The sequence below is a fragment of the Acidobacteriota bacterium genome, from assembly GCA_009838525.1.
GTDB lineage: Bacteria > Acidobacteriota > Vicinamibacteria > Vicinamibacterales > UBA8438 > VXRJ01.
The window spans coordinates 144,574-158,784 of record VXRJ01000018.1 but is presented as its reverse complement, the minus strand read 5'-3'; the positions used below and the strand labels follow the sequence as shown (position 1 = coordinate 158,784).

Annotated in this window: 13 protein-coding genes; all 13 read right to left on the bottom strand. The window is 66.6% G+C overall.

Translation table 11 applies throughout. The annotated features are described in order from the left end of the window. Positions 1-79 precede the first annotated feature (79 nt). The 13 genes from F4Y45_06565 to mtnP all read right to left on the bottom strand — a co-directional run bounded on the left by F4Y45_06565 (position 80) and on the right by mtnP (position 14,169). Entirely contained in the window at positions 80-2,941 is a 2,862-nt protein-coding gene (locus F4Y45_06565) for a BamA/TamA family outer membrane protein (GenBank protein MXY24170.1), read from the bottom strand. A gap of 21 nt (positions 2,942-2,962) precedes the next feature. Beyond that, a complete protein-coding gene (locus F4Y45_06560; protein ID MXY24169.1) occupies positions 2,963-5,404 on the bottom strand; it encodes an ATP-dependent Clp protease ATP-binding subunit in 2,442 nt (813 codons plus the stop codon). A 100-nt stretch (positions 5,405-5,504) separates the two neighbouring features. Beyond that, the gene (locus tag F4Y45_06555) at positions 5,505-6,179 is read right to left on the bottom strand and encodes an ABC transporter ATP-binding protein (GenBank protein MXY24168.1); all 675 of its coding nucleotides are present in this window, start codon (positions 6,177-6,179) and stop codon (positions 5,505-5,507) included. A 6-nt stretch (positions 6,180-6,185) separates the two neighbouring features. Then, the gene (locus tag F4Y45_06550) at positions 6,186-7,421 is read right to left on the bottom strand and encodes an FtsX-like permease family protein (GenBank protein ID MXY24167.1); all 1,236 of its coding nucleotides are present in this window, start codon (positions 7,419-7,421) and stop codon (positions 6,186-6,188) included. A gap of 35 nt (positions 7,422-7,456) precedes the next feature. Further along, positions 7,457-8,998: a lysine--tRNA ligase gene (gene lysS, locus F4Y45_06545; protein MXY24166.1), complete on the bottom strand. Its 1,542-nt coding sequence runs from the start codon at positions 8,996-8,998 to the stop codon at positions 7,457-7,459. Positions 8,999-9,260: 262 nt separating this feature from the next. Beyond that, complete coding sequence (nusB, locus tag F4Y45_06540) at positions 9,261-9,740, bottom strand: transcription antitermination factor NusB (GenBank protein MXY24165.1); 480 nt, start codon at positions 9,738-9,740, stop codon at positions 9,261-9,263. After that, on the bottom strand, positions 9,734-10,210 hold the full coding sequence (locus F4Y45_06535) for a 6,7-dimethyl-8-ribityllumazine synthase (GenBank protein ID MXY24164.1): 477 nt from the start codon (positions 10,208-10,210) through the stop codon (positions 9,734-9,736). The genes nusB and F4Y45_06535 overlap by 7 nt, the downstream gene beginning before the upstream one ends. Then, positions 10,207-11,007 (bottom strand): hypothetical protein, encoded by an 801-nt coding sequence (locus F4Y45_06530; GenBank protein MXY24163.1) that lies wholly within the window; start codon positions 11,005-11,007, stop codon positions 10,207-10,209. The genes F4Y45_06535 and F4Y45_06530 overlap by 4 nt, the downstream gene beginning before the upstream one ends. Further along, a complete protein-coding gene (locus tag F4Y45_06525; protein MXY24162.1) occupies positions 10,997-11,419 on the bottom strand; it encodes a VanZ family protein in 423 nt (140 codons plus the stop codon). Before F4Y45_06525 ends, F4Y45_06530 begins: the two co-directional genes overlap by 11 nt. 173 nt (positions 11,420-11,592) lie before the next feature. Then, positions 11,593-11,982 carry a hypothetical protein gene (locus F4Y45_06520; GenBank protein ID MXY24161.1) on the bottom strand — a complete coding sequence of 130 codons (390 nt, stop codon included), beginning with the start codon at positions 11,980-11,982 and terminating at the stop codon, positions 11,593-11,595. A gap of 9 nt (positions 11,983-11,991) precedes the next feature. Beyond that, positions 11,992-12,453 carry a DUF2085 domain-containing protein gene (locus F4Y45_06515; protein MXY24160.1) on the bottom strand — a complete coding sequence of 154 codons (462 nt, stop codon included), beginning with the start codon at positions 12,451-12,453 and terminating at the stop codon, positions 11,992-11,994. After that, positions 12,443-13,357, bottom strand: a complete 915-nt coding sequence (locus tag F4Y45_06510; protein ID MXY24159.1) for a sugar kinase — start codon at positions 13,355-13,357, stop codon at positions 12,443-12,445. Before F4Y45_06510 ends, F4Y45_06515 begins: the two co-directional genes overlap by 11 nt. After that, a complete protein-coding gene (gene mtnP / locus F4Y45_06505; GenBank protein MXY24158.1) occupies positions 13,357-14,169 on the bottom strand; it encodes an S-methyl-5'-thioadenosine phosphorylase in 813 nt (270 codons plus the stop codon). The genes F4Y45_06510 and mtnP overlap by 1 nt, the downstream gene beginning before the upstream one ends. Between the last annotated feature and the right edge of the window lie 42 nt (positions 14,170-14,211).

Genomic DNA, 14,211 nt, shown 5'->3' with positions numbered 1-14,211 from the left:
ACCCTCATCACGCGCGCAGTATTGGTACGCCGCACGCTGAGCTGCTCCCGTCCCAAGACGGCCGCTCGCTGCCCCGGACCTAGAACGTCGTCCCCATTGCGAAACGGAATCCGTGCCTTTCCTGCGGCGCGAACCGATCGTTGTATACCTCGTCGACCTGCGGGTTGTAGTAGTAGATGAGCCGGAACGGCACGTTGAGCATCGGCATGAAGAACCGCAACTCGAGACCGGTCGAAGACTTGAAGTCCTCCATGCGGAAGTTATAGCCGAAGTCCTGCACCTGCCCCGCGTCGAAGAACGTAACCAGTCGCACCGGTCCCCCCAGCACGAACTGGTACTCGGCGTTCAACAGGAAGCTCTTGTTGCCGCCCATCACGATACGGCCCGAGTAGGAATCGCGCGGCACCTCCGCATTGATGTCGCTGACCAGTGGCCCGATCCGGCGGATGTCGAATCCGCGGACGGAGTACTCGCCACCGAGCCACAGACGCTCGAATACCGGGATGGTCTCCGGCGCGCCCGCCTGCAGATGGCGGTACTGTACGCGGAACCCCATGATCGTCCGGGCCGTGTGCGGCTTGTACCACGTCCCCTCGAGGATCGGCTTGAGGAACCTCGTATTGCCGCCAGCACCCGCCATTTCCAAAGCGAGCGAGAAGCTGCGGCCCTGGCTCGGGAAAATCGGGTGGTCGATCGTGTTGAAGCGGACCTGCGGGGTGATCTTGCTCACCAGCCGGTAACCGCCGGTCGAGAGGTTCAGCGCGTCGGCGAAGAACGGGTTGAAGGCAAACAGGTTGGCCCCCGTGCCCTCCAGCGTTCTCTCGAGCCCTGGGCCGAGCGTCGCCGAGGTCCGCTCCAGGCTGTAGATCATGAACGCCCGGGTGTACAGCGACAGCGGCACGCCCATCGTGACGCTACCGCCGATCGCGTTCTCCGCGAAACTGCCGATCCAGTCGATCTTGCGCCGGAAGACCTGGCTGCCGAACGAGATCGGGCGGCCGAAGTTGTACGGCCGAGTAAACGAGATCTGCGAATTCTGCGCCCACTGTCCGTGTTGCACGGAGACGCCGAGCGTCTCCCCGCGACCCATGAAATTCGTCGTCTGGAACGACACCTGGCCGAAAATGCCATCGAACTGCGAGTACCCGGCGCCGAACGTCAACTGGTTCAGGTTCGACTCGGTCAACTCGAAGGTGACGTTCACCTCGTTGCTTTCCTCGGTCTCCACCTTCTCGACGGCGACGCCCTCTTCTTCCAGCGGTTCGAAGAAGCCGAGCTGGTTGAGCCGGCGCACGCTGTGCCTCAGCGCCTCCGTGTCGAAGACGGCGTTCTCGGCGATCTGCAGCTCGCGTCGGATGACCTCGTCGTGGGTCGTCTCGTTGCCGGTGAACTCGATCCGGTTGACGAAGTACTGCTCACCTTCCTGCACACGGATCGTCACGTCGACGATCGGATCCCCGTCCATTCGGACCAACTGCTCTTCGGCCTCGTAGTCGTCGCCACTTCCGTTGCCGTTGCCGTTTCCATTGCCGTTGCCGTTGCCGTTTCCATTGCCGTTGCCGTTCACGTCCTCGGCCGGCTCGGTCCGCGGATAGAGTTCCGGCGCGAGGGTCATCTCGTAATAGCCGAGCGACCCGTATAGCTCGCGCGCGTCGTCAAACCCTTCCCGCACCTCTTTCTCGCTGTAGTAGTCTCCCGACTCGATGTCGTCGAAAATCCGCCGCAAACCCTCTTCGAGCAGGATCTCGTTGCCCTCGAAGTTCAGGTCGCCGATCCGGTAGCGCTCCCCCTCGTCGACCGGGATGCGCATCCGCAACCCGCGCGTTTCGCCGTCCTCCGACAGGTCGAGGTAGTCGAGCTCGGGCTGCCCCACCTGGGCCGCGATGTATCCCTCGTTACGGTAGTACGCCATGAGGCGCTCGGCGTCCTCCTCGTACTCCTCGGGCTTGTACGTGCCCCGGCCCGTCATCCACGAGAGCCACCACCGCGCCTTGGTGTTTTTCATCTGGCGCCGCAGCGTGCGGTCGGTCTTGGCGTCGTTGCCGACGAAATCGATTTCCTCGATCTGGATCTTCGGCCCCTCGTCCATGTGGAACGTGAGCCGCACCAGCTTCGGCCCGCCCGGGATCGCCTCCACCTGGTGGTCCACCTCGGCGAACATGTAGCCCTTCGCGGCAAAAAGGCCGCGGATCACCCACTTGACCCGATTGATCGTCTCCGGATCAATGAACGAATCGATCCGCACGTCGATGTCATTCTCCTCGAGGTTGAGGAGGATGTCCTCGGTCTTCATCTCGTCGGAGCCTTCGTAGGTGACGACCTTCACCCGCTCCCGCTCTTCGACGTTGAAGATGACGGTTTTCCCCAGAACGCCGTTCTCATAGGGCGTATCGATCACCTCGATCCAGAGGTCGTTGACGAAACCGGTGCCCCACAGGCGGTCGAAGTCCCCCAGAATGGTGTCGACCGTCTCCTGGTCGTAGGGCATCCATGCACCCTCCGACGGCCGACTCACCAGATCGGTGACCTGCATGTAGTACAGGTAGGTTTCGAAGTCGACGCCCGCTACGCCGCCCTGCGTGGGGAACTGGAGCGCGATGTTCCGCAGCAGGACCGGCGAATCCTCAGGCGGCAACGGGCCGGACGGTGGGGCGGGCGCCGGGGTGGGCGTCTGGCCGCCAAAGATGGACGGCGCGGTGGGCGCCTGCTGCTGCGCTTGAGCGGCGACGCCGGCCGGCGCCGCAATCAACGCCAGGAGGGCGCATACGGCGGGCAGCGCAACCATCCCGGCGCGCCTCCGCGCGAGCGGCGCCACGGTTTCAGATTCTCGTGTCACCCGCACCATTTTACGGGATCCCGGACCTTTCCGGCTAGGCGCTTGCTCCGTTGGAAGTTTCGCGCCAGCGAAACTTCCAACGCGCCCGCAAGGGCGCGCCAGCATAGTACCGGACGCCGGGGAGCATCAGGCGAGGCAGTGGCCGTCCACTTCCTGACCGGCGGCCCGCCAGGCGAGCACGCCGTCATCGAGATAGACCTCCACCTCGCCCGTCTCCAGACGGCCCCGGATCAGTTCCTCCGAGAGCGGATCTTCCACGTAGCGCTGAATGGCGCGGCGTAGCGGCCGGGCGCCGTAGGACCGGTCCTTGCAGGTGGTATCGATGATCCAGTCGGCCGCTTCCGGCGCGAGCGCCACGCGCAGATCGCGGACGGCCAGATTCTGGTTGAGCTGCTCCACCAGCATGGCCAGGATCTGACGCAGGTCGTCGTCGGTCAGCGCTTCAAAGACGATCAACTCGTCCACCCGGTTGATGAACTCCGGGTTGAACGTCCGCTTGACTTCACCCAGCACCATGTCGGTGACGCTCCGCTGCACCTCGGCCGCGTCGGACGACTGGAAGCCGAGCGCCGCCTTCTTCTGGATGTGCCGGGCGCCGATATTCGACGTCATGATGATGATCGTGTTCTTGAAGTCGATCCGGTTGCCCAGCCCGTCGGTCAGGTGGCCGTCCTCGAACACCTGCAGGAGGATGTTGAACAGGTCGGGATGCGCCTTCTCGATCTCATCGAGCAGCACCACCGAGTAGGGGTGTCGTTTCACCTTCTCGGTGAGCTGTCCCCCCTCGTCGTGGCCGACGTAGCCCGGCGGCGAACCGATCAGCTTCGAAACCGAGTGCTTCTCCATGTATTCCGACATGTCGAAACGGATGAGCGCGCTGTCACTCCCGAACAGGTAGTTCGCGAGGGCCCGCGCCAGCTCGGTCTTCCCCACGCCGGTGGGGCCGAGGAACACGAAGCTGCCGACCGGCCGGTGCGGCGACTTGATGCCGGCCCGCGAGCGCCTGATGGCCCGCGCGAGCGCGGAAATGGCCCGCTCCTGACTGATCACGCGGTGGTGCAGCTCCTCCTCCATCGTGAGCAGCCGGGCACTCTCATCCTGATTGACCGTCGTCAGGGGCACGCCGGTCCACTTCGAAATCACCTCGTCGATGTCTTCTTTCGCCACTTCGACCGGCTGGCGCTCACCCTTGACGTCGAATTTCTCCCGGACCATGCGGAGGTGCTCGCGGGCCATCTCCTCCTGCTCGCGGTAGTGGCGCACGCGGGCGTGATCCTCGCGCGCGTTGGCGATCTCCATCTGCTCCACCGCCACCCGGATGTTCTGATCGATCTGGCTGAATTCCTCGCTGTACCCGGCGGCGCGCAGCTTCACTCGGGCGCCCGCCTCGTCAATCAGGTCAATCGCCTTGTCGGGCAGGAAACGGTCGGTAATGTAACGATTCGACTGGTGGACGGCCGCCTCTATCGCCGCCGTCGCGTACGCGACGTGGTGGTAACTCTCGTACCGCTCCTTGATCCGGTTCAGGATCTCGAGCGCATCGTCCTCCGTCGGCGGATCCACCTTGACGGCCTGGAACCGCCGCTCCAGGGACCGGTCCTTCTCGATGTACTTGCGGTACTCGGCCGGCGTCGTGGCGCCGATGCAGCGGATCTCGCCGCGCGAGAGCGCCGGCTTCAGGATGTTGGCGGCGTCGAGTGAGCCCTCCGCCGAGCCCGCCCCTACCAGCGTGTGCAATTCGTCGATGAAGACGATGATGTTCGGGTTTTCGGTCAGCTCCTTCATGATCGCCTTGAGGCGCTCCTCGAACTGACCGCGGTACTTGGTCCCCGCGACGATCAGCGGGATGTCGAGCGCCAGCAGGCGCCGGTCGGCGAGGAAATGTGGCACGTCGCCGTCCGCGATGCGCTGCGCGAGCCCCTCGACGATCGCGGTCTTCCCGACCCCCGGCTCGCCGATGAGCACCGCGTTGTTCTTGGTGCGGCGGCAGAGCACCTGTTGCACCCGCTCTACTTCGGCTACGCGGCCGACGAGCGGATCGAGCATATTCTTCGCCGCCGACGCCGACAGATCCCGGCTGAACTCGGCCAGAAGCGGCGTCTCCTTCTCCTTGACGCGCGCCGGCGTGTTCTTCTCGTTCAGCAGTTGCACGATGTCCTCGCGGACCGATTTCAACCGCATCCCCTTCTCGGAGAGGACGGTCGATGCGACGGAACGCTCCTCGCGCAGGATGCCGAGCAGGAGATGCTCGGTGCCGATGTAGTTGTGCAGCAGCCGGTCCGCTTCCTCGGCGGCGAACTGGAGCACCCGCTTCGTCTCGGCGCTGAACGGGATTTCGACGGACGTGGAAACCTTCTCGCGGAAGACCGTCCGGCCCTCTATCTCCTTGCGGATGTTCTCTATGGAGAGCTGCGACCGGGCGAAGATGCGGCTCGTGAGCCCCTTCCCCTCCCTGATCAGACCGAGCAGGAGATGCTCGGTCTCAATGGAGATGCTGCCTAGCTGGCTTGCCTCGTAACGCGCGAAGAACAGGACGCGCCGCGCCCGTTCCGTGTATCGCTCGAACATCGCGCCCCCGCCGGTTGCAATCGATTATACGGTAGTTGCAACAAGGCCCCCGTAACGTTTTGGCAACGGGACGGCAGCGCAAGGCCGCCGCGGGATGCGGCTACGCGGCCGCGAGGCGGCCGTTGGCGAGGCGCAGCACGCGGTCGCAGCCCCCCGCAAGCTGCATATTGTGGGTGGCGATGATCGACGTCAACCCGTGCGCCGCGTGCATCGTCCGGAGCAGGTCCTGCATCTGGGCGGCGGTCGTCTCGTCCAGATCGCCGGTCGGTTCGTCGGCCAGCAGGAGCGCCGGCTGCATCACGAGTGCCCGCGCGAGGGCGACCCGCTGCTGCTCGCCCCCCGACAGCATGCCGGGGCGATGCGCCGAGCGATCCCCCAGGCCCACCTGCGCGAGCAGCGCCTCGGCCCGATCCCGCGCCTCGGCCGGCGCCCGGCGACCGATACGCATCGGCATTTCCGCGTTCTCCACCGCCGTGAACTCCGGCAGCAGATGATGAAACTGGAAAACGAACCCGATCGCCCGATGCCGGAACCCAACCAGGGCGTCGTCATCAAGCGTAGCGAGATCGGTGCCGTCTACCGCGATGCGTCCCTGCTGGGCCCGGTCGAGCCCCCCAATCACCTGCAGCAGCGTGGACTTGCCGACGCCCGAGGCGCCGACGATGGCCACCATCTCGTTCGCCTCTACCGCCAGTTCGAGGTCCCGGAGGACCATCAGGTCCCGACCCGCCGCCCGGAACGACTTCGACAGCCCCGCAATGTCGACGAACGGCATCGCGCGCTACTCGTAGCGGAGGGACTCGGCGGGGTCGACGCCCGCCGCGTGGCGGGATGGGTAGATCGTCGCACCGAAGCAGATGAGGTTCGCGGCGAGGATCACCAACGCGAAGTCGAGCGGCTGGATCACGAACGGCACGTAGGAGATCTGGTACACGCCGCCCGGCAATTCAAGCAGCCGGTAGCGGTCCATCACGGTCGCCACCCCCCAGCCGAGCGCGGCGCCCGCCGCGGTGCCGGCGAGGCCGATGATGCCTCCCTGCAAAACGAAGATGCGCCGGATAGCGCCCCGCCCCGCTCCCATCGTCTTCAGGATCGCGATGTCGCGACTCTTCTCCATCACCAGCATGATGAGTGACGCGACGATGTGGAGTGCGGAGACGACGACAATCAGGGAAATCGCGATGGAAATGGCCATCTTCTCGATCCAGAGCGCCGAGAAGAGCGCGGCGTTCAGTTGCGACCAGTCATCCGTCAGGTAGCCGGCGCCTGGGTCTGCGGCAATCCGGTCCGCCACCTCGCGCGACCCATAGATGTCGTCGACGCGCAACTCCATCATCTCGACCGTCTCGCGCCCAAACAGCCGGGCGGCGGTGTCCAGGCTGACGAAGCCGAACGTCGTGTCGTACTCGAACAGCCCCAGATCGAAGATCCCGACCACCTCGAGACGACGTGGCCGTGGCAGCACGCCCATCGGGGAGAGAGTGCCGCTCTGGGTGACGAGCACGATCTCGTCGCCAACGAACGCCCCGAGGCGCTCCGCCACGCCCTTGCCGATGACGATTCCGCCGAAGGCGTCTTCGGGCGCCGACAAGAGGTCGTCGAGGCTCCCCTGCGTCACCGCGGAGGCCACCTCGGTGACCCGCGCCTCGAGCTCCGGGTCAATCCCCTTGATGTTGACGAACACCTCGCCGACGCGCGTCCGGGCGAGCGCCTTGCCCTGGATTGCGGGCGCGGCGGCAACAACGCCGGGCACCGCTTCGAGCGTCGCGGCTTCGGCCCGGTAGTCGTCGAAGCCGCCGCCGAGGACCTTCCAGACGTAGACGTGCGCCTGGGAGCCGACGATCCGGTCGCGCATCTCTCGCTCCAGGCCGGTCATGAGGGCCAGCGCAATGATCAGCGAGGCGACGCCGACCGTGACTCCGGCTACCGAGATGAGCGACGTGCTGGCCATCGATGCCTGCTTGCGCCGCGCCAGCAGGTAGCGGGTGGCGACGTAGAGCTCAAAGGGAAGCGCCATCGGGCCGACTTGGAGTCCTCCCGCCTATTGTCCCCCTATTCGTCACGCGCAGGAGCGCTCCGAGGACGCATCAGCGGGAAAAGGATGACGTCGCGGATCGAGGGGCTGTCGGTGAGCAGCATCACGAGCCGGTCGATGCCGACTCCCTCCCCGCCCGTGGGAGGCAATCCGTATTCCAGCGCGCGGACGTAGTCCTCATCCATGGCGTGCGCCTCCTCGTCGCGACCGCCGTCCGCGCGGCGCGCCGCCTGCTGCGCCTCGAACCGGCGGCGCTGTTCCGCCGGGTCGTTCAGCTCGGAGAACGCGTTCGCCAGCTCCATGCCGCCGGCGAACAGCTCGAAACGCTCCACGGTGTCGGAATCGTCAGGGCGCTGCTTCGAGAGCGGCGACACCTCGGTCGGGAAGTCGTAGATGAATGTCGGCTGCACCAGCGACGGCTCGCACAGGTGCTCGAAGATCGCCGTGGCGGTCCAGCCCGCGCCGGCGGCGGCGGGCACCTCCACGCCGAGGTCCGCGGCAAGCGCCGCGCACGCTGTCCGATCGCGCAGGGTGGACTCCGGGATCTCGTGTCCAAGGCGCTCGGACGCGGCGCCGGCCGCCGCCGAGCGCAGCGTGGAGCGAGCAAAGGGGGCGGAGAGGCTTATCGTCTCGCCGTCGAAGACGCACTCCCGCCGGCCGAGCACGTCGTCGGCGACCGCCTCGATCAGCGACTCGGTCAGCTCCATCAGTGCCTCGTAGTGGCTGTACGCCTCGTAGAACTCCAGCATCGTGAACTCGGGGTTGTGCCGCGTCGAGATGCCCTCGTTCCGGAAGTTGCGGTTGATCTCGTACACGCGCTCCATCCCGCCGACGACGAGCCGCTTGAGGTAGAGCTCCGGGGCCACCCGCAGGTACAACGGCAGATCGAGCGCGTTGTGGTGGGTGACGAACGGCCGAGCAAGGGCGCCGCCGGCGATCGGCTGCATCATCGGCGTCTCGACCTCCAGGAATCCACGGTCGTCGAGGAACCGGCGGATGGCGGCAAGGATGCGGCTGCGCGTCTCGAAGACCTCCCGCGAGCGCCGATTCACGATCAGGTCGAGATAACGCTGACGGTACCGCGTCTCTACGTCCGAGAGCTTGTTCCACTTCTCCGGCAACGGTTCGAAGCACTTGGCGAGGAACGCCAGGCTCCGCGCCCACACGGTAAGCTCGTTCGTCCGAGTTCGGAAAAGACGGCCGGCAGCCCCGACCAGGTCGCCGATATCAAGCAGCTTGAAGCCACTGAAGTCGCGAACGCTGAGCGAGTCGGTGCGTACGTAGACCTGCAACTGACGCCGACCGTCTGACAAGACCAGAAAGTTGGCCTTGCCGAAGCTCCGAATTGCGATGATCCGCCCGGCCGTCACCGTCTCCCGAGGCGCTTCGTCAAGCTCCTCTCTCGAACTCTCGCCGTGTTTATCGACGATCTCGGAGACGCTCTCGGCCAAGTCGTAGCGGGCGGGGTAGGGATCGATGCCCAGTGCGCGTAGCGCGCCGTGATTCGCCAGCCTCTGTTGGCGCTGATTGCCAAGCTCTTCGTCGTCGCGCTCCTTCAACGCGTAAAGAATCTTCTCGCCGTACTCGAACTTCTCGATATCGGGCTGGCCGGCAAGGAGTTCCTCCAAATACGCGCGGCGCTCCTTGCGATCCACCAAGTCCTGGCGCAGTTTGGTCGACTTCAGAATGGCATTGAGGGATCTGCGGCCCAGGGGATAATCCGGGTGCTTACGAGCCCTCGAGAGCAGCCTGCGAACCCGAGTCAGCGCGTCTTCATCGCTGATCCGCGCGCCCACGGCCCGCCGCTGCCGGCGCTGTTCGTCACTCACTGTCTGCAGCGTCCTCCACCGTCACGGCGCCGACCGCATCGCGTCGGATCGCGTCCAGCACGCCGTTGATGAATCGGACGGCCTCCTCGCCGCTGAACGTCCTGGCCAGCTCCAGCGCCTCGTCAATCGCGACGGCCGGCGGCATCCGCTCCACCAGCATCTCGTAGATCGCCAGCCGCATGATCAGCCGATCGATCACGGCCATCCGTTCCGGCCGCCAGTGCTCGGCGTGACTCTCAATCAACGGATCGATCGTCGGGAGCGCTCCCACGGTGCCTCGCGCCAGGCGCAGCGCGCCTGCCTGCCGGGTCTTCGGGGCCGGATGGGTGGACCAGAACAGCGCGAGCGCGTCGTCCGCGTCGTCCGCCTCGCCCATCGCGATCGCGGCCACTTCCCACTGATAGAGCAACTGCAGCGCCGTTTCGCGGATCCGGTGGCGTTCGCGACGGCTGTCCGCCCGCGCGGTCACCACAGCAGTTGGCGCTGCACGTTCGCCAACTGCACGGCCGCCAGCGCCGCCTCGCGCCCCTTGTTGTCGTTACCCCGCGAACGCACCTCCGCCTCCGCCATGGTGTTGGTGGTCAGCACGCCGAACGTAATGGGCACATTGGTGGATTGGGACGCCGCGGCGATGGCATGGCAAACCGCCGACGCGAGCACGTCGAAGTGGGGCGTCTCGCCCCGCACGATGCAACCGAGGCAGACCACCGCATCGAAACGTCCGCTCGCCGCCGCGCAGCGGGCGGCGAACGGAATCTCGAAGGCGCCGGGGGCGTCGATCACCGTCACGGCAGCGGCCGTGTCGGCCCCTGCCTCCCCCAGCGCATCGAGCGCGCCGTCTCTGAGCGCACCCGTAATCGCGCCGTGATAGGCGGAGACGACCAACGCGATTCGCAATCCGGATGCATCGGCCGCTCCTTCGATGACCGGCGTGTCCTTCATGACCCCGTGAACTTCGCGCGACGCTTCTCGAGGAACGCGCCCGTCCCCTCGCGCCAATCGTCCGTCGCCGCGCCGAGGCCAAAGAGCGACGCCTCATGGGCGCAGCCGTCGACAAGCGTCATGCCGAGACCCTGCTCCACCGCGTCGAGAATGTAGCCCGCCGCGACCGGCGCCCGCTCCGCGATCGTCTGCGCCAATGCCTGCGCCTCGCGCCGGAGATCCGCCAGCGGTACCACGCGGTTCACCAGCCCAATCCGGTACGCCTCCACGGCGTCGATCGGGTCCCCGATCAGCATCAGTTCCAGCGCCCGCCCCCGGCCGACAAGGCGTGGCAGTCGCTGCGTGCCGCCGTAGCCCGGTATCAGCCCGAGCTTGATCTCCGGCTGGCCGAGCTTGGCCGTGTCGGCGGCAATCCGGATGGTGCAGGCCATCGCCAGTTCGCATCCGCCGCCAAGGGCGAAGCCGTTGACCGCAGCGATCACCGGCTTGCCCATCTGTTCGATGAAGTGGCACAGCGCGTGCCCGCGCCGGGCGAGCGCCTCGGCCGCGACCGGAGTAAGCGGCGCCAGTTCCCCGATGTCGGCGCCGGCGATGAACGCCCGATCGCCCGAACCCGTCAGGATGATCACGCGGACGGCGTCGTCCCGCGCCAGTTCGTCCATCGCCGCGTGCAACGCCGCAACGGTCGCGACGTTCAGCGCGTTCAACACCTTCGGCCGCGTGACGGTGACGGTGGCGATTGCCCCGTCATGTTCAATTGCCAGACTGTCCGCGCCGCTCGAATTCTCAGGATCCATGAGAGGTGTGGCGCCGGCCGCGCCGACCGGCCAACACTATACTCCAGACCCACGCACCGCCCGCGCCCACGACTCCCCCGGCGACGTCTGCGGCAACGTCCCGCGCCGATGGCGTCCGTCCCGGCACGAACGCCTGGTGGTACTCGTCCGTCAGTCCATATCCCGCCGACAGCAACACCGCCACGACGACGCGGGCGAGAGTGACATTGCGCCAGTCTCCCCGCTGCAGCCCATGCAGGACCGCGGCGCTCAGCAGCGCGTAGATCCCCATGTGGGCCCAGTAGTCAGGCACGCTGCCTGCGAAGGGCGGCGCCGACGAGTGCGAAACGGCGAAGATCGCCGCTGTCAGGACAAGAGCCGGTCCCCAGATCCAGAGCGCACGTCCGATGCGTCGGCGGTGGAGCGCGCTCACAGCGGAAAGGGGTACATCAACCAGCCGAACACCATCGCCGCGAGAACGAAGGTGGCGAAAAGCAGGCCGCCGTAGCGCGCCTGCTCGCGCGGTTCATCCCGCATGAGCATCGCGAAAACGAGGGAGACGAACGCCGCGAAGACGATCAGCAACAGGAAGTGGCTCGCCATGGGCTACTTCCTCCCCCGGGCGATGTCGAAGGCATCGAGAACCACCAACACGTTCAGCAGGCCGGCAACCACCAGAAACGTGTTCCCGTATTCATACGTGGCGGCGGCGACACGCCCGTCCCCCAGCCCCGCCGCGACCGCTACCAGGTACGGCAGGCCGATCCCCAGATCGGCCAGTCCCTGCAGGGCCACGAGAGGACGTGACGGATCGACGGGGTACAGCTCCCCTTCCAGGCCCAGACCGAGTGCGAACATCAGTGGCAGCGCCACCAGGAACACCGCGCCCTTCACGGTCCGCCCGAGCCACAGATGCCCCGCCCCCGGCATCGCCCAGGCAACGACGCATACGAGCGCGGCGGCCGGTGTGTCGGTCGTGCCGGAACGTTGTGCCATCGCCGAAGATTAAACCACTCCGCGTGCGGCGTTCGCGACGAACCAGGCCACCGAGGCGCCGAGGGGAAGCGCCGCCGCGAAGCGGATCGCGTTTCCCGGATCCCACACGCCGACCGACTCCAGCAGGAACGTGGCCACGGTCGGAATGGCCGCCGCCGCGATTACCGCCCGCGTCCGCCGCGCGCCGGCCGGCCACGGAACAAGAAGCAGACCTCCGAGGGCGCCCCCGTACAACCCGGCGCAACGGGCGCAGACCGGCAGCTTGCGCGCCCAGGGGTGGAAGGACCGCTCGGGCAACTGGTGGCAGACCAGGCTCGCGGCAAGGTACGTCCCCGTAGCGGCAAACGCGACGCCGGTGGCCGGGTCCGGGTGCGCCAGGACGTACGGCGCGGCAACGAGCGCGGTGGTCCAGCCGACGACGCCGACCACCACGAGCGCGAGCAGCAGCGTGTGGAAACCCTCAGAGCGCATCGAAATGGGTGAGCCGCTTGAACGCGTCGAGGCGGAAACGGATGTCGTCGCGGTCGAGCGCGAGCAGGCGCCGCAGGCCGAAATCCTCGACGGTGAGCGACGCCATGGCGCTGCCGCAGATCACCGCGCGGGTCACCGCGGCATCCGACCGGTCGCGGGCCGCCGCCAGGTGGCCGACGAATCCCCCGGCGAAAGTATCGCCCGCCCCGGTGGGGTCCGACACCTCCTCGAGCGGCAACCCGGGCGTGGCGAAGAAACCGTCGTCACGCGTCATCAGCACACCATGCTCTCCCCGCTTGATCACGACGCGGCCGGGCCCCATCGAGCGGATCGCACGGGCCGCCTTGACGAGGTTCGCTTCGCCGCTCAACTGGCGCGCCTCTTCGTCATTGATGACGACGGCGTGCACCCTCCGGAGCACCGCCCGAAGCTCTTCCGGAGTCCCTTCGATCCAGTAGTTCATCGTGTCCATCGCGACGAACTCGGGCGCATCGATCTGATCGAGCACCTCCAGCTGCAGGGCCGGGTGGATGTTCGCAAGAAAAACGATGGGACTCGACCGGTACGCCGCCGGGATGTGCGGCCGGAACTCGCTGAAAACGTTCAGATGCGTGTAGATCGTCTCGCGGCTGTTCAGGTCGTGCCCGTACTCGCCCTTCCAGCGGAACGTCTCGCCGGGCACCCGTTGCAGCCCGGCGAGGTCGATCGGCCGACCTTCGAACACGTGCATCTGCTCGCTGCCGAAGTCCTCCCCCACCACCGCGACCAGGCGGACGTCGGTGAAATAAGACGCGGCAACGCTGAAGTACGTGGCGGCACCACCCAGGATGCGCGATGCCTCGCCAAACGGCGTGATGACCGAATCGAACGCGACGGACCCGACGGTCAGAACCGGCTGCCCCATCAGAGGTACTTCCCGATGATCGGCTCGAGCGCGCCCCGTGTCCCCGCCGGGATCGCGTCCGGGCGCGTGATGATGGCGTTGCGAAGGGCGGTCGCGCAAGGGCAGCTCCTGGCGACCGGCAGGTGCGCCGCGACATTGGCGATCGCACGCTGGGCCATCGCGGCATTCGCGTGCAGTATCTCGACGATCATTTCGACCGTCACCTGATCGTGTTCGGGATGCCAGCAGTCGTAGTCGGTGACCAGGGCGAGGGTCGAATAACAGATCTCCGCCTCGCGCGCCAGTTTCGCCTCCTGCAGGTTGGTCATCCCGATGATGTCCATGTTCCACGACCGGTACAACTGCGACTCGGCCAGCGTCGAGAACTGCGGTCCTTCCATGCAGACATACGTCCCACCCCGATGCACGTTGGCGCCCGCCGCCTCCGCCGCGTCCGCCACGACGGCGGCGAGGTCCTGACAGACCGGGTGCGCCAGCGAGACGTGCGCGACGATGCCGTTACCGAAGAACGTGCTGATGCGGCCGCGTGTCCGGTCGAGGAACTGATCCGGGACGACGACGTCCTTCGGCGAGTACCGCTCCTGCAGGCTGCCGACGGCGCTGGCCGACACGATCCACTCGACGCCGAGCGTCTTGAGCGCATAGATGTTCGCCCGGAAATTGAGTTCCGACGGCATCAGGCGATGGCCGGCGCCGTGCCGGGCGAGGAAGGCCATGCGATGGCCGGCGAGCGTCCCGATGACGAGCGGGGCGGACGGATCGCCGAATGGCGTTTCGATCACGCGTTGCTCGCGGCCGGCAAGATCGGCCATGTCGTAGAGGCCGCTTCCCCCAATGACGCCGATCCGGATGGG

Excerpts from the sequence above, each read along its gene's own strand:
- F4Y45_06565 (MXY24170.1), bottom strand. The coding sequence starts at position 2,941 with ATGCTGGCGCGCCCTTGCGGGCGCGTTGGAAGTTTCGCTGGCGCGAAA.
- F4Y45_06560 (MXY24169.1), bottom strand. The coding sequence starts at position 5,404 with ATGTTCGAGCGATACACGGAACGGGCGCGGCGCGTCCTGTTCTTCGCG.
- F4Y45_06555 (MXY24168.1), bottom strand. The coding sequence starts at position 6,179 with ATGCCGTTCGTCGACATTGCGGGGCTGTCGAAGTCGTTCCGGGCGGCG.
- F4Y45_06550 (MXY24167.1), bottom strand. The coding sequence starts at position 7,421 with ATGGCGCTTCCCTTTGAGCTCTACGTCGCCACCCGCTACCTGCTGGCG.
- F4Y45_06535 (MXY24164.1), bottom strand. The coding sequence starts at position 10,210 with ATGAAGGACACGCCGGTCATCGAAGGAGCGGCCGATGCATCCGGATTG.
- F4Y45_06530 (MXY24163.1), bottom strand. The coding sequence starts at position 11,007 with ATGGATCCTGAGAATTCGAGCGGCGCGGACAGTCTGGCAATTGAACAT.
- F4Y45_06520 (MXY24161.1), bottom strand. The coding sequence starts at position 11,982 with ATGGCACAACGTTCCGGCACGACCGACACACCGGCCGCCGCGCTCGTA.
- F4Y45_06515 (MXY24160.1), bottom strand. The coding sequence starts at position 12,453 with ATGCGCTCTGAGGGTTTCCACACGCTGCTGCTCGCGCTCGTGGTGGTC.
- F4Y45_06510 (MXY24159.1), bottom strand. The coding sequence starts at position 13,357 with ATGGGGCAGCCGGTTCTGACCGTCGGGTCCGTCGCGTTCGATTCGGTC.
- mtnP (MXY24158.1), bottom strand. The coding sequence starts at position 14,169 with ATGGCCGATCTTGCCGGCCGCGAGCAACGCGTGATCGAAACGCCATTC.